The organism is Janthinobacterium aquaticum (assembly GCF_009208565.1).
Lineage (GTDB): Bacteria > Pseudomonadota > Gammaproteobacteria > Burkholderiales > Burkholderiaceae_D > Janthinobacterium.
In genome coordinates this window covers 1-21,704 of the sequence record NZ_WFLK01000024.1, presented here as the reverse complement: position 1 = coordinate 21,704, position 21,704 = coordinate 1, and the positions used below count along the sequence as shown (strand labels likewise).

19 protein-coding genes and 1 pseudogene are annotated in these 21,704 nt (G+C 63.0%); 11 read left to right on the top strand and 9 right to left on the bottom strand.

What is annotated here, in order from left to right; all coding sequences use genetic code 11:
* Positions 1 to 387 precede the first annotated feature (387 nt).
* The 8 genes from GCM43_RS25255 to GCM43_RS25220 all read right to left on the bottom strand — a co-directional run bounded on the left by GCM43_RS25255 (position 388) and on the right by GCM43_RS25220 (position 8,699).
* Positions 388 to 1,002, bottom strand: coding sequence for a M15 family metallopeptidase (locus GCM43_RS25255; RefSeq protein WP_152248632.1), 615 nt, complete (start codon positions 1,000 to 1,002; stop codon positions 388 to 390).
* The gene (locus GCM43_RS25250) at positions 1,002 to 1,904 is read right to left on the bottom strand and encodes a LysR family transcriptional regulator (protein WP_152248631.1); all 903 of its coding nucleotides are present in this window, start codon (positions 1,902 to 1,904) and stop codon (positions 1,002 to 1,004) included. The genes GCM43_RS25255 and GCM43_RS25250 overlap by 1 nt, the downstream gene beginning before the upstream one ends.
* 79 nt (positions 1,905 to 1,983) lie before the next feature.
* Positions 1,984 to 2,799, bottom strand: coding sequence for an N-acetylmuramoyl-L-alanine amidase (locus GCM43_RS25245; RefSeq protein ID WP_152248630.1), 816 nt, complete (start codon positions 2,797 to 2,799; stop codon positions 1,984 to 1,986).
* A 26-nt stretch (positions 2,800 to 2,825) separates the two neighbouring features.
* Entirely contained in the window at positions 2,826 to 3,749 is a 924-nt protein-coding gene (locus GCM43_RS25240; protein WP_152248629.1) for an N-acetylglucosamine kinase, read from the bottom strand.
* A gap of 121 nt (positions 3,750 to 3,870) precedes the next feature.
* Positions 3,871 to 5,508, bottom strand: a complete 1,638-nt coding sequence (locus tag GCM43_RS25235) for a glycoside hydrolase family 10 protein (RefSeq protein ID WP_152248635.1) — start codon at positions 5,506 to 5,508, stop codon at positions 3,871 to 3,873.
* Positions 5,509 to 5,639: 131 nt separating this feature from the next.
* Positions 5,640 to 6,917, bottom strand: coding sequence for an MFS transporter (locus GCM43_RS25230; RefSeq protein WP_152248628.1), 1,278 nt, complete (start codon positions 6,915 to 6,917; stop codon positions 5,640 to 5,642).
* A gap of 66 nt (positions 6,918 to 6,983) precedes the next feature.
* Positions 6,984 to 7,865, bottom strand: a complete 882-nt coding sequence (locus tag GCM43_RS25225; protein ID WP_152248627.1) for an N-acetylmuramic acid 6-phosphate etherase — start codon at positions 7,863 to 7,865, stop codon at positions 6,984 to 6,986.
* Between the two features lie 93 nt (positions 7,866 to 7,958).
* Positions 7,959 to 8,699 (bottom strand): GntR family transcriptional regulator, encoded by a 741-nt coding sequence (locus GCM43_RS25220; RefSeq protein WP_152248626.1) that lies wholly within the window; start codon positions 8,697 to 8,699, stop codon positions 7,959 to 7,961.
* Positions 8,700 to 8,905: 206 nt separating this feature from the next.
* Between GCM43_RS25220 and GCM43_RS25215 the strand changes: the two genes are divergently transcribed.
* The 11 genes from GCM43_RS25215 to GCM43_RS25165 all read left to right on the top strand — a co-directional run bounded on the left by GCM43_RS25215 (position 8,906) and on the right by GCM43_RS25165 (position 21,583).
* A complete protein-coding gene (locus GCM43_RS25215) occupies positions 8,906 to 10,162 on the top strand; it encodes a D-amino acid dehydrogenase (RefSeq protein ID WP_226929664.1) in 1,257 nt (418 codons plus the stop codon).
* 74 nt (positions 10,163 to 10,236) lie between these two features.
* Positions 10,237 to 10,686 (top strand): YchJ family protein, encoded by a 450-nt coding sequence (locus GCM43_RS25210; protein ID WP_152248625.1) that lies wholly within the window; start codon positions 10,237 to 10,239, stop codon positions 10,684 to 10,686.
* Positions 10,687 to 10,726: 40 nt separating this feature from the next.
* Positions 10,727 to 12,349, top strand: a complete 1,623-nt coding sequence (locus tag GCM43_RS25205) for a carboxyl transferase domain-containing protein (RefSeq protein ID WP_152248624.1) — start codon at positions 10,727 to 10,729, stop codon at positions 12,347 to 12,349.
* A gap of 19 nt (positions 12,350 to 12,368) precedes the next feature.
* Positions 12,369 to 13,160 carry an enoyl-CoA hydratase/isomerase family protein gene (locus GCM43_RS25200; protein WP_152248623.1) on the top strand — a complete coding sequence of 264 codons (792 nt, stop codon included), beginning with the start codon at positions 12,369 to 12,371 and terminating at the stop codon, positions 13,158 to 13,160.
* Between the two features lie 15 nt (positions 13,161 to 13,175).
* Positions 13,176 to 14,516, top strand: coding sequence for an adenosylmethionine--8-amino-7-oxononanoate transaminase (bioA, locus tag GCM43_RS25195; RefSeq protein WP_152248622.1), 1,341 nt, complete (start codon positions 13,176 to 13,178; stop codon positions 14,514 to 14,516).
* A gap of 1 nt (position 14,517) precedes the next feature.
* Complete coding sequence (bioF, locus tag GCM43_RS25190; RefSeq protein WP_152248621.1) at positions 14,518 to 15,717, top strand: 8-amino-7-oxononanoate synthase; 1,200 nt, start codon at positions 14,518 to 14,520, stop codon at positions 15,715 to 15,717.
* Positions 15,704 to 16,468 (top strand): dethiobiotin synthase, encoded by a 765-nt coding sequence (gene bioD, locus GCM43_RS25185; RefSeq protein ID WP_152248620.1) that lies wholly within the window; start codon positions 15,704 to 15,706, stop codon positions 16,466 to 16,468. Before bioF ends, bioD begins: the two co-directional genes overlap by 14 nt.
* Before the next feature lie 29 nt (positions 16,469 to 16,497).
* A complete protein-coding gene (bioB, locus tag GCM43_RS25180) occupies positions 16,498 to 17,544 on the top strand; it encodes a biotin synthase BioB (RefSeq protein ID WP_152248633.1) in 1,047 nt (348 codons plus the stop codon).
* 180 nt (positions 17,545 to 17,724) lie between these two features.
* Positions 17,725 to 19,737, top strand: coding sequence for an acetyl/propionyl/methylcrotonyl-CoA carboxylase subunit alpha (locus tag GCM43_RS25175; RefSeq protein ID WP_152248619.1), 2,013 nt, complete (start codon positions 17,725 to 17,727; stop codon positions 19,735 to 19,737).
* Positions 19,738 to 20,670: a 2-hydroxyacid dehydrogenase gene (locus GCM43_RS25170; RefSeq protein ID WP_152248618.1), complete on the top strand. Its 933-nt coding sequence runs from the start codon at positions 19,738 to 19,740 to the stop codon at positions 20,668 to 20,670. It abuts the gene before it with no gap.
* A 1-nt stretch (position 20,671) separates the two neighbouring features.
* The gene (locus GCM43_RS25165; RefSeq protein WP_152248617.1) at positions 20,672 to 21,583 is read left to right on the top strand and encodes a hydroxymethylglutaryl-CoA lyase; all 912 of its coding nucleotides are present in this window, start codon (positions 20,672 to 20,674) and stop codon (positions 21,581 to 21,583) included.
* Positions 21,584 to 21,598: 15 nt separating this feature from the next.
* Here the strand turns inward: GCM43_RS25165 and GCM43_RS26345 are convergent.
* Positions 21,599 to 21,704, bottom strand: a pseudogene (locus GCM43_RS26345) (IS110 family transposase); the annotation flags it as partial.

Here is a 21,704-nt window from a genome sequence, read left to right as displayed (position 1 = left end):
TTCAAACCCCTCGCATTGCGAGGTGTTTGCTCACTCAAAAAACTGACAGGCCACTACTTGCGTAGCGCCTATTTCATTATTTCTTGTGAACATTTGATATTTTAAGTTTTACGCCGATCCGAAGATCAACGCTGCACTTCATCAAATGCCCACACTTATCGACTGTTAATTGTTAAAGAACTGTATTCGGTACTGCGTGTTTCGCGCTATCGACAAAGCGTTGTGTTTGTCAGCTGCGAAGAAGGAAGAGTATGAAGCGTTTGCAGCATTTCGTCAACCTTCTTTTTTACCTCACTCTACTGCGCAACACCTTGTTTTGTGTGCGCCGTTTTGCGAGGAGGCGAATTATAGCCAAGCTGCAGCGGCTCTGCAAGGGCCATTTAACGATTACAACACGCGGCTATAACTCTGGCGCACCAGTACCCGGTCGCCGCAGTCGAAATGCCACCATTCGCTATTGATGCCGAAGAAACCCGCCTGGAACATGGCGTCACGCAACAGCCTGCGATTGGCAACCTGCTGCTCGGTGATTTCTCCCCGTTCCAGCATGCTGAGCTCCAGCGCCGGATGCGAACGTTCGCTGAGATCATCGAAACCGGTGCCCATATCGAGCTCGCGGCCGGCGACGTCGGCAAGCGTCACATCGAGCGCCATACCGAACGAATGGATCGAGCCGCGTACCGGTTCGGCCAGGTAACCGAGCAGCTCGGTGCCTTGCAGCGCATCCCACAATTGCTGCTGCACCCGCTGTGGGCGCAGGGCGTCCAGCACCAGCAGATGCAAGTCGGGGCGGCGCGCCGCCAGCCAGGCGACAGCCTGTTCCAGCGCAGCGGCGGCATCGCGGTGCAGCCAGGCGCAGTCAAACGGGCGGTACAGGTCGCGACCAACAAAGTTGTCTGGCGTGGCATAGCGCAAATCGACCGCAATGCCGGCAATGCTGCTCAGGTGGCGAAATTGCGGATGACCATCGATCATTTCCAGTGACAAGCTTGCAGCCGACATCAGAGTCCTTTTTCCAGGCACTGCCGTGCCGCCACGCCGATGGCGTCGGCCAGGCGGCGTGCACCGTGCGACAGCGGGGCATGACTGGCAGTCAATAAATACAGTTGTATGGGCACGGCCGGCGCCCAAGGCCGGCGCTGCAGCAAGTCGGGGGAACCGGACGCTGCGGTAAAAGGATCGACCACCGCCATGCCGGCGCCCGCTTCGACCAGCGAGCGGGCAATCTGGTAAGTCTGCACCACGGTGCTGAACACCGGGTGGATATCCTGCGCTTCACAGCTGGCTACCACCAGCTCACCCAAGGGATCGTTGTCGGCATGGCCGATCAGTTCGCCGACCAGCCCATGCGCCGTCAACGGCGTGCCGCAGTCGGCCGCGCGCCAGGTGCCAGCCGGCGCGATCACCGTCATCACGCCTTGCGCAATCGGCTCGGCCACGATGCCGGGATGGCGCGGGTCCTGCAGCGACAGGGCCAGATCGGCCTCGCCCAGGCGCAAGGTATTGACGATTTCACTGGTGTGATGGGTAGCGAGCTGGCAACGCGTATGCGGAAAATCGCGCCGCCACGCTGTCATGGCAAACGGCAGTACGCTGATCGCAATGGTCGGTGTCGAGACCAGACGGATGGTTTCTACCGCATTGTTCTTCAGGCTGGCCGCCAGGCGGCGGATGCCCAGCAGGTCGCGGTTGAGCTTTTCGGTTTCGGCAAACAGGCGGTGCGCTTCCGGCTTGGGATACAGCTTGCCGCGTACGCGCTCGAATAGCGGCATGCCCAACTGCAGTTCGCAATGCTGCAGCACCTTGGTCACGGCTGGCTGCGAGATATGCAAGACTTGCGCGGCACCACTGATGGTGCCGACCTGCATAATGGCGTGAAAAACTTCGATATGGCGCAGCCGCATGCCTTTTCCTTTGATCATTCCGGGCCGGCGGCCCTAAAAGTTCAGCATAGTAGAAAAAGGCATGGGCTGGAATGGGCTCTTACTTGATTGCAACAGCACCAGCAGGGGCTACCGGCGCTGGCGTGGTCAGTACTTCCAGCAGAGCCGCCGTTTCAGCATCCGGCATGCCATCGAAACGGGTATTGCGGTATTTCATCTGGAAGGCAATCAATACATTGCGCGTCGCTTCGTCGAATACGCCCGTTTGCGGCGTGGCGTAACCATGTTTGGCCAGCTTTTGCTGGAACCAGACGGCGTCCGGCAGCATCTGTTCATATACCACGCGCTGCGCTGCCACCCGGTTGGCGTCGGGCCAGACGATCAGCCCGGCATCGGCCAGCTGGCGCCATGGGAACAGCGGACCCGGATCCTGCTTGCGCTGTGGTGCAATTTCATTGTGGCCGAGGATATTTTCCGGCGAAATATTGTAGCGAGCGACGATATCTTTCAGCAGCGGAATCAGCTGATCGATTTGCGCCTGCGGGAACGGATACCAGATGCGTCCTTGCGGCGATTCGGTAAAGCCGGGATTGACGATCTCGATGCCGATCGAACTGACGTTCAGCTGGGTATAGGTCTTCCAGTTGCTGACACCGGCATGGTTGGCCTGGCGCGACTCATCGACCAATGCATAGAAACTTGGGCGGGCCGTGTCGGTCAACAGATAGTGGCTGCTTACTTCCTGCTCTGTCAGGATCTTGATCGAACGCGGCAGGTCGCTGACCGTATAGTGGATGATAATGAATTTGACGCGCGGACTCTGGCCGCGGGCGGTCAGGCTGCGGTCAATTTGCGGCACGGTCGTGGTACAGGCAGACAGCAAGGCCACCAGCAGGGCAAGAGCAATTTTTTTCATGGGTCATCATCCAGGTAGGTAGAAATCTAGTTCCGTTTCAAGGCATGGGCAGCGGCCAGTCCGGCCGCCTTCTCGTGCGAACGCGCAATTCTTTGTTCCATCATCACCGATTGCGGCAAGGCAGCGCGCATGGCTACCGCAATGGCTGGGTGCAACTGCGCCGCGCGCCCGGTCAGCACCACCGGACGCGGGCCATGCCGCTGCGACAGGGCCAGCGCCAGCCGCGCCAGCTCCTGCCCGGCGCGCTGCAGGATGGCCAGCGCACTGGCGTCGCGATCAGCACTGGCCGCCACTGCCAGTGCCAGCTTGCCGATGGCGCCGCGCTCCTGACCATACATGAACTGGCGTGTGGCGTCCCAATCGCTGCCGCCGATCTCTTCAAATACCGCGACGGCCATCGCCGAATCTTGCCAGCTGCCCGGCGCCTCGTCTTCGGCGCGCCAGATCTGGCGCAGCGCCTCGCGTGCGATCCAGTAGCCGCCGCCGCCATCATCGAGCAGCACGCCGCGTCCGCCAGCGCGGTGAAACACGCCATGTTCATCGATCCAGGCGGCAATCGATCCGGTACCGGCATACACCAGATAGCCTTCACCCGGTGCAAAGCTGGCCAGATAGGCAATCTCAATATCGTTGCCCAAGGTGACAGCTTGCGGCGCCAGCGCCAGCAAGTGCGCCAGCATCTGTTTCAATACCGCATCCTCGCCGCCAAAGCCGGTCAGGCCGGCAACCACCTGCTGCGGCCGGCCATGCACCCATACCTGGTCGCGCAAGGTTGCCAGGGTTGCCTGCAAGGCTGCGCGCCCGGCCTCGCTGCCTATTTGCAAGGCAGACAAGCCGGCCACCACGCCATCGGCCACGATGCTGCCACGTTCATCAGCCAGCGCCCAGCGCGTCTGCGTGCCGCCGGCATCGATGCCCAGCCCTAATGTAGCCGTTTGTAAAGTCGTCATGCGCGGTTTTGCAAAAAATAAAGTCCCAGCCTTAGTGTAAAGGCTGGCGGCTTTGCCCATCATGACAGCTTGTATAGTACTTATGCCTGCAAGTTATGGATAGCTTTCATGCAGCAAGAGGCTAACGGCTGATCGTCGTAGCCGGTTTTGCCGCCAGCAAGGCAGCCTGGCGTACCGTCACGCGCGCACTTTCATTGCCCAGGCGATCCACTGCACTGACCACCACCATATTGACCTTGCCGGTCGCGTCGTCAGCCAGCGTCAGTTCGGCCTGCGTGCTTGAGGTCACCATAAAGCGCCAGTCTTCGCCAAAGCGCGCCCAGACGGCGTACTGCGCGACCGGCTTGCCGGCGCTGGCCGTCATCTTCAGGTTCAGGCTGGCGCCATTGCGGCGCAACGCCACCAGTGGCGTGCCTGGCGCTTCCGTACCCAGCCAGGGCGTGGCGGGAATCAGGGCAGGGCTCTGATACACCGACGCCTTGAGCTGGTCGCTGATGCCCTTGCGATTCTGCATCAAGGGCACCATGCTGAAATGCACCTGGCCATTGGCAACCGGCCGCGTGCGCGTCACTTCCACCTGTTTGACGATTTCCTGCGGCGTGAACGATTTGGCGGTATTGTCGATGCGGCTGGTATAGAGCCCCGGCCAGACATGGCGGCCATACGGGTTTTGCGCCAGCCAGTAGTCGAGCAGCACGCCAAACGCCTGCGGCGCCTGGTCGACCGGCCAGTACAGCTGCGGCGACAGATAGTCGAGCCAGCCCTTGGCCAGCCACAGTTCGGCATCGGCATACAGTTTGTCGTACTGGCTGAAACCAACGATGCCGGGCGGACGCAGGTTCGGGCGGCCGATGCCGAACGGGCTGATGCCAAAGCGCACCCAGCTCTTCTCGCGGTGGATGCCGGTATACAAGGCTTCGATCAGCTGGTTGACGTTCTGGCGGCGCCAGCTCGCGCGGTCAAGCTGGCCGCCAGACAACAGATACTGCTGCCAGGAAGGCTCGTCCGGGAACGGCAGCTCGCGTTTGGCGGCACTCCCCGCGTCCAGTGCAGCGGTTTCGGCGCCAGCACCAGCGCCGGGCGCGTCGATCGGATAGGGATAGAAATAATCGTCGATATGCACGCCGTCAATATCATAGCGGCGCACCACGTCGAGCACCACGTCGAGCGTGTGCTTGGAAGCAGCAGCGTCGCCCGGGTCCATCCACAGGTAGCGGCCATAAGTCTTGACCGAGGCCGGATTGGTGGCGGCAAAGCTGTCGCGCGCCAGCGGCGACTTGGCCGTGGCGTGACGGGCACGATAGGGATTGAACCAGGCATGCAGCTCCAGCCCGCGCGCGTGGGCCTGGGCGACCCAGAAGGCCAGCGGATCATACATCGGCAACGGCGGCTGGCCTTGCTTGCCGGTCAGGAACTCCGACCACGGTTCCAGCTGTGACGGATAGATCGCATCGGCGCTCGGGCGTACCTGCAATACCACGGCGTTGAGGTTCAGCGACTTGGCGCGGTCGAGGATGGCAAGCGCTTCGGCCTGCTGTTTGGCCACTGGCAGGTTGCTGCGGCTGGGCCAGTCGATATTGGCCACGGTCGAGACCCAGGCGGCGCGGAACTCGCGCGGCGCCGGCGGCGGCACTTCGCCCTTGATATGCTGCACTTGCGGGACGGCTGGCGGGGCAACCGCGCCGGGAACCGCGGCGTCGGGCATCGGGCTGTTGGTGGCGCAGCTGCTGAGCAAACTGGCTGCGACCAGCGCCGTCATGGTTGTGGTAGCCAGCCGTTTTTTAAAAGTAGACAACAAAACAATTCCTTGCAATGGTAAAGCGCAGGTCTATCGGTGCCGGCATTTTACTGTGCCGCCCGGCTTGATGCGGCACGGCTCGCCAGGCTTGTTTATGCCTCTGCTTTTTTGCCGAATTCCGGGTCGATCTTCACCAGCGCCGCCATAATAAAGGCGGGAATAGTGGCCACGCAGACCCAGATAAAGAAATGCTGATAGCCGAGCATCTGCTGTATCCAGCCACTGGCCATGCCCGGCAGCATCATGCCCAGCGCCATGAAACCGGTGCAGATCGCATAGTGCGCGGTCTTGTGGGCGCCGTCGGACACCATGATCATGTACAGCATGTAGGAAGCAAAGCCGAAGCCGTAGCCAAACTGTTCCAGCGCAATACCGCTGGCAATGACCACGATATTGCTGGGCAAGGCGCTGGCCAGGTAGACAAACACCAGGTCCGGCAGATGCACCGACAGCACCATAATCCACAGCATGCGCTTGAGACCAAAGCGCGAAATCACATAGCCACCCAACAGGCCCCCCAGCGTCAGTGCAATCACGCCGATGGTGCCGTAGACCAGCCCCACCTGTTCGGTCGACAGGCCCAGACCGCCCTTGGCCACCGGATCGAGCAGAAAAGGGGCTGCCAGCTTGAGCAGCTGCGCCTCACCGAGGCGAAACAGCAACAAAAAGCCGAGGATGACGGCGATGTCTTTCTTCTTGAAAAACGCGGCAAAGGTAGCGATAAACTCCTGCAGCGGCGACATGCCGGCCTGGCGCAGGCTGGGCTGGTCGTCAGCCGGCTTGGGCAGCACGAAATAGTGATACAGGAACAAGGCAATAAACAGTCCGGACAGAATCGCAAACACCACCGACCAGGCCAGCTCGACATGGCCGGTGGCGTGCGTGAGATAGCCGGCCAGGTAGACCAGCCCGCCCTGGCCGGCAATCATGGCCAGCCGGTAGAAGGTACTGCGCACGCCGACAAAGGCGGCCTGCTGATGCTGTTCCAGACCCAGCATATAGAAGCCGTCGGCGGCAATATCATGCGTGGCTGAGCTGAAGGCCATCAGCCAGAAGATCGCCAGGCTGATCTGGAAGAAATGCGGCAGGGAAGTGGTCAGGGCGACCAGCGCCAGCGCCGCACCGATCACCAGCTGCAGGCCGACGATCCAGAAGCGCTTGGTGCGGTACATGTCGATAAACGGCGACCATAGCGGCTTGATGACCCATGGCAGATACAGCCAGCTGGTATACAAGGCAATATCGGTATTGGAAAAGCCGTAGTTCTTGTACATGATCACCGACAGCGTCATGACCACCACATACGGTATGCCCTGGCCGAAATACAGCGAGGGGATCCAGAACCACGGTTTCCTGTCGCGTGCAGGCATAGCTTGCTTGACTAGCTCCATACATCCTTCGTTATCGACCCGCCGAAAAGGTGCCGGGCCAAGGAATCAAGCCGCCAATGCCGCCCGCACACTGCCGTTTGCTCCAGCCAGCAATGCCTGCGCCTGGTCTGTGGTGATTTTTTTTAACAAGGCAACAATCGCCACCTTGACGTGAAACTGGCATTGCTCCAGCACGGCTCTGGCCTGGGCCTCGCTGGCGCCGGTCGCATGCATGGTCAGACGCACCGCCCGCAAGATCAGCTTGGCGTTGGTCGGCTTCAAGTCTACCATCAAGTTTCCATAAGTTTTATGCAAACCGACCATCAGCGCACTGGAAATGGTGTTGAGCGTAATTTTCTGCGCCGTGCCCGCTTTCAGGCGGGTGCTGCCGGAAATGACTTCGGCGCCCGTATCGAGCACGATGCCGCAGTCGGACTGGATGGCCACCGGCGCGGCAGGGTTATTGGCAATGCCGACCGTCAGCGCGCCAGGCCGGCGCGCCGCCTGCAAGGCGCCCAGCACATAGGGCGTGGCGCCTGAGGCAGCCAGCAGGAACACCACGTCGTTGCGCTGCGGCTGCAGCGCCAGCAGGTCGGCCGCTCCTTGTTCCACGTTGTCTTCAGCCCCTTCGACAGCCTTGAACATGGCTCCTTGGCCACCGGCCAGCAAGGCCACGGCGCGCTCGGGCGGCCAGGAAAAGGTCGGATGCAGCTCTACGCTGTCGAGCACGCCCAACCGGCCCGAGGTGCCGGCGCCCACATACAACAGCCGCCCACCGGCGGCAATGCGCGGCAGTGCGGCCGCAACGGCATCGGTAATCTGGGCAGCGGCCAGCCTGACCGCTTCGATGGCGTAGAACTGGTCGTCGACCAGCACGGCCACCAGTTGTTCGACCGGATAGGTATCGAGGTCGCCGTGGCGCTGGCTTGGTGTTTCGGTTTTCAGCATGTTTCCTCGGCTGCGAGTGCGTGCGATAAAACCAGTTTAATACCAATTGACCAGGCTAGCCATGAAAGGATGGCGATCAGGCATAACGGCAGTTTATGGCGTGCGGCGCATCTCGGCCACGAAGTCGTAATGATCGCTGCGGCAATACGAATGCGTGAGTTCCACCGCCGCGCCCGACTCCAGGTAGGCCACGCGGGTAATGAACAGCACAGCCTGGCCTTCCGGCACCTCGAGCTGCTGCGCCAGCAGGCCGGTGGCGTTCATGGCGCGGATATGCTGCAGTGCGCGCACCGGCAACTGCTGCTGGCGATCCAGATAGGCATACAGCGAGTCGCCCACGGCCAGCGGGTCGGGTACCACGGCAAACGGCAGCACGCTGACTTCATAGGCCATCACCACTTCATCGGCCAGGCGCAAGCGCTCCAGGCGCGCCACCTTGCTGTGCTGCGCCAGGCCCAGGCTCAGTTGCTCGTCGCTGCTGGCCAGCACGATGTCGCGCCGTAGCCAGCGCGAACCGGCGCGGTAGCCGCGCTGCTGCAGTTGCTCGGAAAAGCTCGACAGCTTCGACAGCGGCTGTTCGATGCGCGGCGCAATATAGTTGCCCGAGCCACGGCGGCGCACCACCAGGCCCTGGCCGACCAGCTGGTCGATGGCCTTGCGCGCCGTCACGCGCGACACCTCGAGCAGCTCGGACAGGGCGCGCTCGGACGGCAGCGCCTGGTCCACCTGGTAGCGGCCATTGCGCACATCGTCACCGAGCTTGCGGGCGATCTGCATATATAAAGGCGAATTGTCGTTGCCGTCGAGCGTCAGCTCGATGCCGGTCTGCTGCATAGTGCTCTCCTTGTCAGCGCAGTGTACTGGCTGGGCTGCGCACTGACCATGCCTACACGGAAAAATACCGCTGCCGCGGCACCGCAATGGTGCATTCCTGAAGGTTATGGTTGCACCATGATGTTTCATTGGCTCCAAGCAAGACCAAGCCCTAAGCTCTTACCGAATGCTCCCGCACCATGGGAGCGCAGACGCAGTGAGGCAAAATGCAGCAAACGATGCAGCAAGTGATCATTATCGGCGGTGGCGTGGTTGGCCTGACGTCAGCCTGGTGGCTGGCCGAAGCCGGCTACAAGGTTACTTTACTGGAACGCAACGACCAGGTCGCCACTGCCGCCAGCTTCCGCAACGGCGGCCAGCTCAGCTATCGCTATGTAGCACCGCTGGCCGATGCCGGCGTGCCGCTCAAAGCGCTGCAATGGCTGCTGCAAAAGGATGGACCGTTGCGCTTTCGTCCGGAAGCCGACTGGCGCCAGTGGCGCTGGATTGCCGGTTTTTTACGCAACTGTAATGCCGCCAGCAATGCGCGTACCACGGCCAAGCTGCTGGAATTGGGCGAACTGAGCCGCGCTGGCATGGCCGAACTGGAACTGCAGGTCTCACCCGACGACTATGCCTGGCGCGACGCCGGCAAGCTGGTGGTTTACCGCTCGCCCGAAATCTTCAGGCGTGCCGTGGCGCGGCCAGCGTCGTCCGAAGCGCAACTGATACTGACACCGCAGCAGGCAGCGCAGCGCGAACCGGCGCTGGCGCAATTGCAGGGCGCGCTGGCCGGCGGCATCTTTACCGAAGGCGAAGCGGTGGCCGACTGCCATGCGTTTTGCCGCACGCTTGAAGCGCGGCTGCGCCAGCACCCGAATGTGTCGCTGCTGCTCAAGGGTGAGGCGCGCAGCCTGATTGTGCTCAAAGGCAAAATTGCCGGCGTCGACACCAGCGCAGGTCCTTTGACCGCCGACCATTATGTGCTGGCGGCCGGCATCCAGAGCCGCGACCTGGCCGCCACGGCCGGTATCTACCTGCCGCTGTATCCGCTCAAGGGCTACAGCCTGTCTGCCCCCATCGGCGCGCAGCACACGGCGCCCGAAATCAGCGTGACCGACTTCGAGCGCAAGGTGCTGTATGCACGCATCGGCAACCAGCTGCGGGTGGCGGCCATGGTCGATATGGTTGGGGAGGACGCCAGCGTCGATGCCGACCGCATTGCCGGCTTGATGCGGCTGGCGCGCGAAGCCATGCCGCACGGCGCCGATTACGACCAGGCCACGCCCTGGGCCGGCCTGCGCCCGGCGACCCCGAACAGCGCGCCGCTGGTCGGCGCCAGCCGCTATCCCAACCTGTGGCTGAATCTGGGCCACGGTCCGCTGGGCTTTACTTTTGCGGCCGGCACGGCGCGCATCCTGGCCGACCTGATGCGCGGCAAAGCACCGCCGTTTTCACTGGACTTCCTCAGCCCCCGGCACTGATTGCGCAGGCCCGCTGCGACAGGCGGCGCCGTTATGGCGGATAATGACCAACTCTCATTATCCGTCCAAGCCGCATGTCCCACCCCTTGCCAACTTCTGACTGCCCTTGCGGCGGCGGCGCTTATGCCAGCTGCTGCGGCCCGTATCTTGCCGGCGCGGCCATCCCCCCCAGCGCAGAGGCGCTGATGCGCTCGCGCTATACCGCCTTTACCCTGCGTGACGAGCCGTATCTGCGCGCCACCTGGCACGCCAGCACCTGCCCGCAAGAGCCGCTGTTTGCCGAAGAAGAAAAAGTACACTGGCTGGGACTTGAGGTAAAATCTTCTTTACGTTTACGTAAGCGTAAAGCAGAATCTGAACCCGCCGCAGAGATAAACCGCGATACCGTCGAATTCGTCGCGCGCTACAAGGTCAATGGCCGCGCGCACCGCCTGCATGAAGTGAGCCGCTTCGTTCGCGAGGCGGACAGCAGCGGCGACGGCAGCCTGCGCTGGTTTTATCTCGATGGCAGTTTTCCGAAATAGCGCGACCCGAGAGACCGGGCGAGAATAAAAAGGAACCGCAATGCCGCAAATCGAAAGCAAACTCAACCCGCGTAACGAAGATTTCAAGGCCAATACGGCCGCCATGCAGGCCATCGTTGACGACCTGCGCGACAAGGTGGAAAAAATCGCGGCCGGCGGCGGTGCAGCGGCGTGCGCCAAACACGTTGCGCGCGGCAAGCTGCTGCCGCGCGAACGCGTACAGATGCTGCTCGATCCCGGCACGCCCTTCCTCGAGTTTTCGCAGATGGCAGCCTACGCCATGTACCAGGACGCCAGCGGCGCCGACGCCGCACCGGCGGCCGGCATCATTACCGGCATCGGCCGCGTGGCCGGCCAGGAATGCGTGATCGTCTGCAATGACGCCACCGTCAAGGGCGGCACCTACTATCCGATAACGGTGAAAAAGCATCTGCGCGCGCAGGAAATTGCCGACCAGAACAATCTGCCCTGCATCTATCTGGTCGACTCGGGCGGCGCCAACCTGCCCAACCAGGACGACGTGTTCCCCGACCGCGACCATTTCGGGCGCATCTTCTACAACCAGGCCAACCTGTCGGCCAAGGGTATCCCGCAGATCGCCGTGGTGATGGGTTCCTGCACCGCCGGCGGCGCCTACGTGCCTGCCATGAGCGACGAATCGATCATCGTCAAGGAACAGGGCACGATTTTCCTCGGCGGCCCGCCGTTGGTCAAAGCGGCTACCGGCGAGGTAGTCAGCGCCGAAGACCTCGGTGGCGGTGATGTCCATACGCGCCTGTCGGGCGTGGTCGACCACCTGGCGCAGAATGACCTGCATGCGCTGTCGCTGGCGCGCACCATCGTCTCGAACCTGAACCGCAAGAAGCCTCAGCAGATGGCGCTGCGCGAGCCGGTCGAACCGAAATATCCGGCGCAGGAGCTGTATGGTGTGATTCCGGTCGATACACGCAAGCCTTTCGATGTGCGCGAGGTGATTGCACGCATCGTCGACGCCAGCGACTTTGACGAGTTCAAGGCCCGCTACGGCACCACCCTGGTCTGCGGTTTTGCGCATATCCACGGCATGCCGGTCGGCATTATCGCCAACAACGGCATCCTGTTTTCCGAGTCGGCACTGAAGGGCGCGCACTTTATCGAGCTGTGCTGCCAGCGCAAGATTCCACTGGTGTTTTTGCAAAATATCACCGGCTTTATGGTCGGGCGCAAATATGAAAACGAAGGCATTGCGCGCAACGGCGCCAAGATGGTCACCGCCGTGGCCACTGCTGCGGTGCCCAAATTTACCGTGATTATCGGCGGCAGCTTCGGCGCCGGGAACTACGGCATGTGCGGGCGCGCGTTTTCGCCGCGCTTTATGTGGATGTGGCCCAATGCGCGCATTTCCGTGATGGGCGGCGACCAGGCCGCCTCGGTGCTGGCCACCGTCAAGCGCGACGGCATCGAAGGCAAGGGCGGCAGTTGGAGCAGCGAAGAAGAAGCAGCCTTCAAGCAGCCGATCAAGGAACAATACGAACACCAGGGCCATCCTTATTACGCCACCGCGCGCCTGTGGGACGACGGCGTAATCGACCCGGCCGACACCCGCATGGTGCTGGGCCTGGGGCTGTCGGCCGCGCTCAACGCGGAAATCCCGGACACGAAGTTCGGCGTATTTCGCATGTGATCGGAAGGGAGAAAAGAAGATGGAATTTGAAACCCTGAAACTGGTTATCGAAGGCAGCGTGGCCACCGTGACATTGAACCGTCCGGACGTGCGCAACGCCTTTAACGACACCACGATTGCCGAACTGACGCGCGCCTTTGAAGGCCTGGGCCGCAGCGACATGGTGCGCGCCATCGTGCTGGCGGCCAATGGCGCCGCCTTCTGCGCCGGTGCGGACCTGAACTGGATGAAGAAAATGGCCGGCTATACGCATGCCGAAAACCAGGCCGACGCGCTGCAGCTGGCGCAGATGCTGCGCGCGATCTACCTGTGCCCGAAGCCGGTGGTGGCCAAGGTGCAGGGCGACTGCTATGCCGGCGGCATGGGCCTGGTGGCCGCATGCGATATCATTCTGGCTGCGGAAGACGTGCACTTCTGCCTGAGCGAGGTGAAGCTGGGGCTGATCCCGGCCACCATTTCACCGTATGTCATCAAGGCCATGGGCGAAAACGCGGCGCGCCGCTACTTTATTTCGGCCGAGCGCTTTACTGCGCACGAAGCGCTGCGCATCGGCTTCGTGCATGAAGTTGTCGCCGCCGAGGCACTGGACGCGAAAACCGCCGAGGTGCTCAAGGCGCTGACCGGCAACAGCCCGCACGCGGTGGCGCAGGCCAAGGCGCTGGTGCGCGAGATCAGCGGCGCCGTGGTCGACGATGCGCTGCTGCTTGACACCGCCGAACGCATCGCGCAGATCCGCGCCTCGCAGCAGGGGCGCGAAGGCGTGCAGGCGTTCCTGGAAAAGCGCAAGCCGGATTGGCTCATGGGCCAGTAAATCATTGGAGCAGTTTTGAAAGCAGAAAAACAATCGGATTGGGTCGAGCGCAGCCTGCGCAGCGTGTGGCATCCGTGTACGCAGATGCAGCACCATGCTGCCGGCGAAAACAGCGTGCCGCTGATTCCGGTCAGCCACGGCCGCGGCGCCTGGCTGTACGACCATGAAGGCCGGCGCTACCTCGACGCCATCAGCTCCTGGTGGGTCAACATGTTCGGCCACGCCAATCCACGCATCAACGGCGAACTGAAAGATCAGCTGGACCGGCTGGAACACGCCATGCTGGCCGGCTTTACGCATGAACCGGTAGTGGAATTGTCGGAAAAACTGACGGCGCTGACGGGCGGCGTGCTCGGTCACAGCTTCTATGCGTCCGACGGTGCTTCGGCGGTGGAAATCGCGCTGAAGATGAGCTTTCACGCCTGGCGCAACAGCGGCCAGAGCGACAAGCAGGAATTCGTCTGCCTGAAAGGCAGCTACCACGGCGAGACCATCGGCGCGCTGGCCGTGACCGATGTGGCGCTGTTCAAGGATGCTTACGGCCCGCTGCTGCGGGCCACGCAAACGGTGATGTCGCCAGACTTTCGCCAGGCCGGCGAAGGCGAGACGGCGCAGGATGTGGCGCGCCGCGCCGCCGCCGAAGTCGAACAGCTGTTCGAGCAAAAGGCCGGCAAGATTGCCGCCATTATTATCGAGCCGCTGGTGCAGTGCGCAACTGGCATGGCGATGCATGACCCGCTGTACCTGCAACTGGTGCGCGCACTGTGCGACCGCCATCAGGTGCATCTGATCCTCGATGAAATCGCCGTTGGCTGCGGGCGTACCGGCACCTTTTTTGCCTGTGAACAGGCGGGCGTCTGGCCCGACTTCATCTGCCTGTCCAAGGGCATCAGCGGCGGCTATCTGCCGCTGTCGCTGGTGATGACGCGCAACGACATCTACCAGGCCTTCTACAGCAGCGACGTGCGGCGCGGCTTTCTGCATTCGCACTCGTACACCGGCAACCCGCTGGCCTGCCGCGCCGCACTGGCCACGCTGGCCATCTTTGAAGAAGACAAGGTGCTGGTGGCCAACCGCGTGCGCGCACAGCAGATCACGCAGGCGCTGGCGCCACTGGCTGGCCACCAGCGCGTGCGCCACTTCCGCCAGCAGGGCATGATCTGGGCGTTTGATGCGGTCGACGCGGCGCCCGATTTTTCGCGCCGCTTCTTTACCACCGCGCTGGAACACGAACTGCTGCTGCGCCCGATCGGCGCCACCGTCTACCTGATGCCGCCATATATCCTGGACGATGGCGAAATCGCTGCCCTGGGCGACAAGACGCTGGCCGTCTTCAACCAGGTGATCGGGGCTTGAGATGGAACTGATCACCCGTTTGCAACAGCAGCTGCATGAGCTGGAAGAGCGCAGCCTGATCCGCCGCCGCCGCACGGTCGATACGCCGTGCGCGCCGCGCCTGCGCGTCGATGGCCGCGAGATGCTGGCCTTTTGCAGCAACGACTACCTGGGCCTGGCCTCGCATCCGGCCATCGTCGCCGCGCTCAAAGAGGGCGCCGACCTGTATGGCGCCGGCAGCGGCGCCTCGCATCTGATCAGCGGCCATAGCCGCGCCCACGCCGAGCTTGAAGAACGGCTGGCCGACTTTGTCGGCGCCAGCCTGGTTGCGCCGCGCGCACTGTATTTTTGCACCGGCTATATGGCCAACCTGGCCGTGCTGACGGGCCTGGCGGCAGGCGACGCAGCCACCGAGATGTTTTCCGAGTCGCTCAACCACGCTTCGCTGATCGACGGTACGCGCCTGGCGCGCGTCAAAACCCATATCTATCCGCATGCCGACCTCGATGCGCTGGCCAGCCTGCTGGCCGCAAGCGGCGCACAGACGAAGATCGTGGTCACCGACAGTGTGTTCAGCATGGATGGCGACCTGGCGCCGCTGCCGGCGCTGCTGGCCCTGTGCGAGCGGCACGGTGCCTGGCTGGTGGTCGACGATGCGCACGGCTTTGGCGCCATCGGCCAGGACGGCCGTGGCGCGCTGTCGCACTTCAATCTGCATTCGCCGCACCTGGTGTACGTGGGCACACTGGGCAAGGCGGCCGGCGTCGGTGGCGCGTTTGTTGCCGCACACACGGCGGTGATTGAAACGCTGGTGCAAAAAGCGCGGCCGTATATCTTTACCACCGCCGCGCCGCCGGCCGTGGCGCATGCACTGCTGGCCAGTCTGGACATCATCGCCGGCGCCGAGGGGCAGCAACGGCGCGCGCATCTGCAGGCGCTGATCGCCCAGTGGAACGCCGGCCTGCAGCTGCAGCACTGGCAGGCCGTGCCATCGGCCACCGCCATCCAACCGGTGATTATCGGCGACAATGCCGACATGATGGCGATTGCCGCCCACTTGTACCAGCAAGGGTACTGGGTTGGTGCGATCCGCCCGCCCACCGTGCCGGTGGGCACTGCCCGCCTGCGCGTGACCCTCTCTGCAGGTCACACCACGCAGGATGTGGCGCAACTGATCAACGCTGTCAATACCCTGGAAAGGACACGCCATGAGCCTCGATGACCCGATTCTGGCAACCGCCGAACAGGCCGCGCCAGCTGCCGATGTGCTGCCGTCGCGCTTTGCCTGTTTCGTCACTGGTACCGATACCGAAATCGGCAAGACCCTGACCTCGTCTGCCATTTTGCACGCGCTGGTGCAGCGCGGCGTGCGCGCCTGCGGCATGAAGCCGGTCGCCGCCGGCGCCGAACTGCGCGATGGCGAATTGCATAACGAAGACGCCGACATGCTCGCTGCCGCCGGCAACGTCACCATGCTGCGCAACCTGACCACGCCGTATATGTTCAGGGAGCCGGCCGCGCCGCATATCGCCGCGGCGCTCGAAGGCGTGCAGATCGATCCGGTGCCGATCCTGGCTGCCTACCTGGAAGTTGCCGCCGCCTCGGACGCGGTGGTGGTCGAAGGTGTGGGCGGCTTCCGCGTGCCCTTGTCCAGCAACTACGATACCGCCGACCTGGCGCAGCAGCTCGATCTGCCGGTGATCCTGGTGGTGGGCATGCGCCTGGGCTGCATCAGCCAGGCCTTGCTGACGCTTGAAGCCATTACCGCGCGCGGCCTGAAGGTCATCGGCTGGGTCGCCAATACGCTGGAAGTGGAAATGCGCTTCCAGGAAGAAAATATCGATGCGCTGATCGAACGCATCCCGGCACCGCTGCTGGGCCGCGTGCCGCGTCTGGCGCAGCCGTCGGCAGCTGCCGCAGCAGCCCATCTCGATTTCACCGGCCTGCCTAACTGGCCGGCGCAACCAACATAATTGAAGTCATTGAATAACAAGGAATCATGATGTCCCTCGTCCAAGAAGCAGCAAAAACCGTCGAACTGCACCGCCCGGCCGCCCGCATTACCTTGCCCGAAGCGGCCACCTGGCCCATAGCCGATGTGCTGGCCCTGTTTGAACTGCCGTTCAACGACCTGATGTTCAAGGCCCAGCAGACCCACCGCGCCAACTTCCCCGATGGCGACGTGGAACTGGCCACGCTGCTGTCGATCAAGACCGGCGGCTGCGAAGAAGACTGCGGCTACTGCCCGCAGGCGGCGCGCTACGACACCGGCGTGGAAGCGAAGAAAATCCTCGATATCGATACCGTGCTCGATGCCGCGCGCCAGGCCAAGGCCAACGGCGCCACGCGTTTCTGCATGGGCGCCGCCTGGCGCAGCCCGAAAGAGCGCGACATGGAAAAAGTCGAAGAGATGGTCAGCAAGGTCAAGGCACTGGGCCTGGAAACCTGCGCCACGCTGGGCATGCTGGAAGAAGGACAGGCCGACCGCCTGAAAAATGCCGGCCTCGATTTCTACAACCATAACCTCGACACCGCGCCCGAGTTCTACGACAACGTGATCTCGACCCGCGAATACCAGGACCGCCTGGACACCCTGGGCCGCGTGCGCGAAGCAGGCCTGAAAGTATGCTGCGGCGGCATCGTCGGCATGGGCGAGACGCGCCTGCAGCGCGCCGGCCTGATCGCCCAACTGGCCAACCTGAACCCGTATCCGGAATCGGTGCCGGTCAACCACCTGGTACAGGTCGAAGGCACGCCGTTGTACGGCCTGGAAGCGCTGGACCCGTTTGAATTCGTGCGCACCATCGCCGTGGCCCGCATCACCATGCCGAAAGCGCGCGTACGCCTGTCGGCAGGCCGGCGCCAGATGGGCGAAGCGGTGCAGGCGATGTGCTTCCTGGCTGGTGCCAATTCGATTTTCTACGGCGACAAGCTGCTCACCACCGACAACCCGGAAGCCGAAGACGACCGCACGCTGCTCAACAAGCTGGGCCTGCAGACGCGCGGCGCAATGCTCGACTCGGTACAGAAAGAGAAGTGCGGTTGCTGATGGCCGCCATGTCGGGTTACGCCGTTCCGGCTAACCCGACCTACGGTATCAACAGCGTAGGTCGGATTAGCGCGCAGCGCGTAATCCGACAAAAATAAGCCGACACCAGCAATCTAACAAACAAGCCAGCAGCCAAAGTCCACCAAGAGACAGCTGCCCTTTGAGAATGTGGAGAGAGACATGTTTACAAAAATCCTGATCGCCAACCGTGGCGAAATCGCCTGCCGCGTGGCCGCCACGGCGCGCCGCATGGGTATCCGCACGGTGGCCGTGTATTCGGAAGCGGACGCCAACGCCAAACACGTTGCCGTCTGCGATGAAGCCGTGCTGATCGGCCCGGCGCCGGCCAAGGAAAGCTATCTGCGCGGCGACAAGATCATCGCCGTTGCCCTGGCCACTGGTGCGCAGGCCATCCATCCCGGCTATGGCTTCCTGTCCGAGAACGCCGACTTTGCCGACGCCTGCGCCGAAGCAGGGCTGGTGTTTATCGGTCCGCCGGCGTCGGCCATGCGCGCCATGGGCTCGAAGTCGGCGGCCAAGTCGCTGATGGAAAAAGCCCAGGTTCCTCTGGTACCCGGCTACCACGGCGAAGAACAGGATGCTGACTTCCTGCACGCGCAGGCCGACCAGATCGGCTATCCGGTGCTGCTGAAAGCGTCGGCCGGCGGCGGTGGCAAGGGCATGCGCGTGATCGAGCATTCGGCCGACTTCAAAGCTGCGCTGGCGTCGTGCAAGCGCGAGGCGATCAGCTCCTTCGGCGACGACAAGGTGCTGGCAGAAAAATACCTGTCGCGCCCACGCCATATTGAAATCCAGGTGTTTGCCGACACGCTGGGCAACTGCATTTATCTGTTCGAGCGCGACTGCTCGGTGCAGCGCCGCCACCAGAAAGTGCTGGAAGAAGCGCCAGCACCGGGCATGACATCAGAGCGCCGCGCCGCCATGGGCGAGGCAGCCGTGGCGGCCGCGCGTGCGGTCGGCTACGTGGGCGCCGGCACGGTGGAGTTCATCGCCAACCAGGACGGTTCGTTCTATTTCATGGAGATGAACACGCGCCTGCAGGTCGAGCATCCGGTCACCGAAATGATTACCGGCACCGACCTGGTCGAGTGGCAGCTGCGCGTGGCCTTTGGCGAAGCGCTGCCGAAACAGCAGCATGAATTGGCCATCCACGGCCACGCCATCGAGGCGCGCATCTACGCAGAAAACCCGGAGAAGGGCTTTTTGCCGTCGATCGGCACGCTGCGCCACATGCATGCGCCGCAGGCGGTCACGTTTGAACTGGGCGGCGCAGCGGCGCCGGCCGGCGTGCGCATCGATTCGGGCGTGCGCGAAGGCGACACCATCTCGCCGTTCTACGACCCGATGATCGCCAAGCTGATCGTCTGGGGCTTTGATCGCCGCGAAGCGCTGGCGCGCATGGCGCAGGCACTGGCGCAATACCAGATCGTTGGCCTGGCCAGCAATATCGCGTTTCTGAAGCGCCTGGTCGAAGGCCAGGCCTTTGCCGGCGCCGACCTCGATACCGGCCTGATCGAACGCCATCACGACACGCTGTTCCCGGCGCTGTCGGCCGCTCCCGATACAGCGCTGGCACTGGCGGCGGTAGCGCTGCTGACGCAGGAAGCCGCCGCCAGCGCAGGCAGCGGCCCGTGGGGCAATGCCCACGGCTGGCGCCTGAACGGCACGCTGGGCCGCCGCCTGTCGTTTGCCGATGAATTTGCGCTGGCCAGCGACGACAAGGCTTATACGGTGCGCATTGCCTACCAGCTTGACGGCTGGCTGTTCAACGGCCAGCCACTGCGCCTGGCTGCACACAATGGCCAGCAGCTGCGGATTAAACTGGGCCAGCAGGCCGTGCACGGCAGCGTGCTGCGCGACGGCGAACAGTTCCACGTGTTTACCGGCGGCGCGCATTACGCGCTGCACTACAGCGACCCGCTGGCGCATGCCGGCGAAGCGGAAGCCGAAGGTGGGCGCCTGACTGCGCCGATGCCGGGCAAAGTGGTGGCGGTGCTGGTCGACAAGGGCCAGGACGTGAAAAAAGGCGAGCCGCTGGTGATCATGGAAGCGATGAAAATGGAGCACACCATCGCCGCGCCGCACGACGGCCTGGTGGAAGACGTGCTCTATGCGGTGGGCGACCAGGTAGCCGACGGCGCGCCGCTGCTGGCATTCAAGGCGGCCGCTTAAATGCGCATCCTGCTGCAACGCACCGACGGCAAACAGGCAGACTGGATCGCCGACTTTGCCGCACTGCTGCCCGAAGCCGACATCACGTACTGGCGCGAAGGCGAGGCCACGCCCGCCTGCGACTATGCGGTTGTCTGGCAGCCGCCAGCATCTTTGCTACCAGCGCTGGCCGGTGTGAAAGCCATCTTCAATACCGGCGCCGGGGTCGATGCGCTGCTGAAATTTGGCGAGGCGCTGCCGGCTGGCGTGCCGCTGGTGCGTCTCGATGACGCCGGCATGGGCGTGCAGATGGCCGAATATGTGAGCCATGCGGTGCTGCGCCATTCCCGCCGTTTTGACGATTATGAAGCGCAGGCGCGTGCCGGTATCTGGCAGCCGCTGCCAACGTTTGAAAAAACCGATTTTCCTGTCGGCGTGCTGGGCATGGGCGTGCTCGGCACACGCGTGCTGCAGGCGCTGGCGCAGTTCGAGTTTCCGTTGCGTGGCTGGAGCCGCAGCGAAAAGCAACTCGATGGCGTAGCCTGTTTTGCCGGCGACGATCAGCTCGAAGCATTCCTGCGCGGCACCCGCGTGCTGGTATGCATGCTGCCGCTGACAGCGGACACGCACAACCTGCTCGACCGCGCCCGCCTGTCCATGCTGCTGCCCGGTGCATATGTGATCAACGTGGCGCGGGGCGCACTGCTGGCCGAACCGGACCTGCTGACGCTGATCCGTACCGGCAAGATCGCCGGTGCCACGCTCGATGTGTTTCGCAACGAGCCGCTGCCGCAGCAGCATCCATTCTGGCAGGAGCCGCGCATCAGCATTACGCCGCATATCTCGGCAGCCACGCTGCGGCGCGAAAGCGTGGCGCAGATCGCCGGCAAAATACGCCGCCTGGAAGCCGGAGAATCCATCGCCGGCATCGTCAACCGTTTGCAAGGATACTGAAATGCCCAATTTGCCCAGCCAGGTCAAGATCGTCGAAGTCGGTCCGCGCGACGGCCTGCAAAATGAAAAAGAAACCATCAGCGCCGCCGTCAAGACCGAACTGGTGGACCGGCTGACGCAGGCCGGTTTTGCCAATATCGAAGCGGCGTCGTTCGTGTCGCCCAAATGGGTGCCACAGATGGCCACCAGCGCCGAAGTGATGGCCAATATCACGCGCGGGCCAGGCACCATCTACTCGGCGCTGACACCCAATATGCAGGGCTTCGAGGCGGCGCTGGCAGCACGCGCCGACGAGGTGGTGATTTTCGGTTCCGCTTCGGAAGCGTTCTCGCAAAAGAACATCAACTGTTCGATCGCCGAATCGATTGCCCGCTTCGAAGGCGTAGCCAGGGCGGCCAAACAGAACGGCCTGCGCCTGCGCGGCAGCATCAGCTGCGCCTTCGGCTGCCCCTACCAGGGCGAAGTGCCGCTGTCGGCCGTGGCCGACGTGGTAGCGCGCATGCGCGACCTGGGCTGCGACGAGATCGACATCGCCGACACCATCGGTGTGGCCACCCCGCGCCAGACCCAGGCGGTGATGGACACCGCCATCCGCGCCTTTCATGTGGCAGGCTTGTCCGGCCACTTCCACGACACCTATGGCCAGGCGCTGGCCAATATCTACGCCAGCCTGGAAACCGGGATTGCCATCTACCACTCGTCCGTCTCGGGCCTGGGCGGCTGCCCGTACGCCAAGGGCGCCACCGGCAACGTGGCCACCGAAGACGTGCTGTACATGATGAATGGCCTGGGCATTGCCACCGGCATCGATCTGGACCTGGTGGTCGACGCGGGACAGTTCATTTCACAGCAGCTGGGACGAAAAGGATCGAGCCGGGCGGGCAATGCGCTGGCAGCCAAGCGGCTTGCGTAGATACTGTTATCCCCGTCAAGCGGCGTGCAAGGTCGGATCAAATATTTTTCCTGACCTGAGCACGCCGAATGCCACGTGTACCAGTTTGCGCATCATGGCGCCGATGATCAATTTCGGCGCC

Excerpts from the sequence above, each read along its gene's own strand:
- GCM43_RS25220 (WP_152248626.1), bottom strand. The coding sequence starts at position 8,699 with ATGCAGCAGACCGGCATCGAGCTGACGCTCGACGGCAACGACAATTCG.
- GCM43_RS25230 (WP_152248628.1), bottom strand. The coding sequence starts at position 6,917 with ATGCCTGCACGCGACAGGAAACCGTGGTTCTGGATCCCCTCGCTGTAT.
- GCM43_RS25170 (WP_152248618.1), top strand. The coding sequence starts at position 19,738 with ATGCGCATCCTGCTGCAACGCACCGACGGCAAACAGGCAGACTGGATC.
- GCM43_RS25255 (WP_152248632.1), bottom strand. The coding sequence starts at position 1,002 with ATGTCGGCTGCAAGCTTGTCACTGGAAATGATCGATGGTCATCCGCAA.
- GCM43_RS25205 (WP_152248624.1), top strand. The coding sequence starts at position 10,727 with ATGCCGCAAATCGAAAGCAAACTCAACCCGCGTAACGAAGATTTCAAG.
- bioD (WP_152248620.1), top strand. The coding sequence starts at position 15,704 with ATGAGCCTCGATGACCCGATTCTGGCAACCGCCGAACAGGCCGCGCCA.
- GCM43_RS25200 (WP_152248623.1), top strand. The coding sequence starts at position 12,369 with ATGGAATTTGAAACCCTGAAACTGGTTATCGAAGGCAGCGTGGCCACC.
- GCM43_RS25235 (WP_152248635.1), bottom strand. The coding sequence starts at position 5,508 with ATGACGGCGCTGGTCGCAGCCAGTTTGCTCAGCAGCTGCGCCACCAAC.
- GCM43_RS25210 (WP_152248625.1), top strand. The coding sequence starts at position 10,237 with ATGTCCCACCCCTTGCCAACTTCTGACTGCCCTTGCGGCGGCGGCGCT.
- GCM43_RS25165 (WP_152248617.1), top strand. The coding sequence starts at position 20,672 with ATGCCCAATTTGCCCAGCCAGGTCAAGATCGTCGAAGTCGGTCCGCGC.
- GCM43_RS25250 (WP_152248631.1), bottom strand. The coding sequence starts at position 1,904 with ATGCGGCTGCGCCATATCGAAGTTTTTCACGCCATTATGCAGGTCGGC.
- bioF (WP_152248621.1), top strand. The coding sequence starts at position 14,518 with ATGGAACTGATCACCCGTTTGCAACAGCAGCTGCATGAGCTGGAAGAG.
- GCM43_RS25175 (WP_152248619.1), top strand. The coding sequence starts at position 17,725 with ATGTTTACAAAAATCCTGATCGCCAACCGTGGCGAAATCGCCTGCCGC.
- GCM43_RS25240 (WP_152248629.1), bottom strand. The coding sequence starts at position 3,749 with ATGACGACTTTACAAACGGCTACATTAGGGCTGGGCATCGATGCCGGC.
- GCM43_RS25215 (WP_226929664.1), top strand. The coding sequence starts at position 8,906 with ATGCAGCAAACGATGCAGCAAGTGATCATTATCGGCGGTGGCGTGGTT.
- GCM43_RS25245 (WP_152248630.1), bottom strand. The coding sequence starts at position 2,799 with ATGAAAAAAATTGCTCTTGCCCTGCTGGTGGCCTTGCTGTCTGCCTGT.
- GCM43_RS25225 (WP_152248627.1), bottom strand. The coding sequence starts at position 7,865 with ATGCTGAAAACCGAAACACCAAGCCAGCGCCACGGCGACCTCGATACC.
- bioB (WP_152248633.1), top strand. The coding sequence starts at position 16,498 with ATGTCCCTCGTCCAAGAAGCAGCAAAAACCGTCGAACTGCACCGCCCG.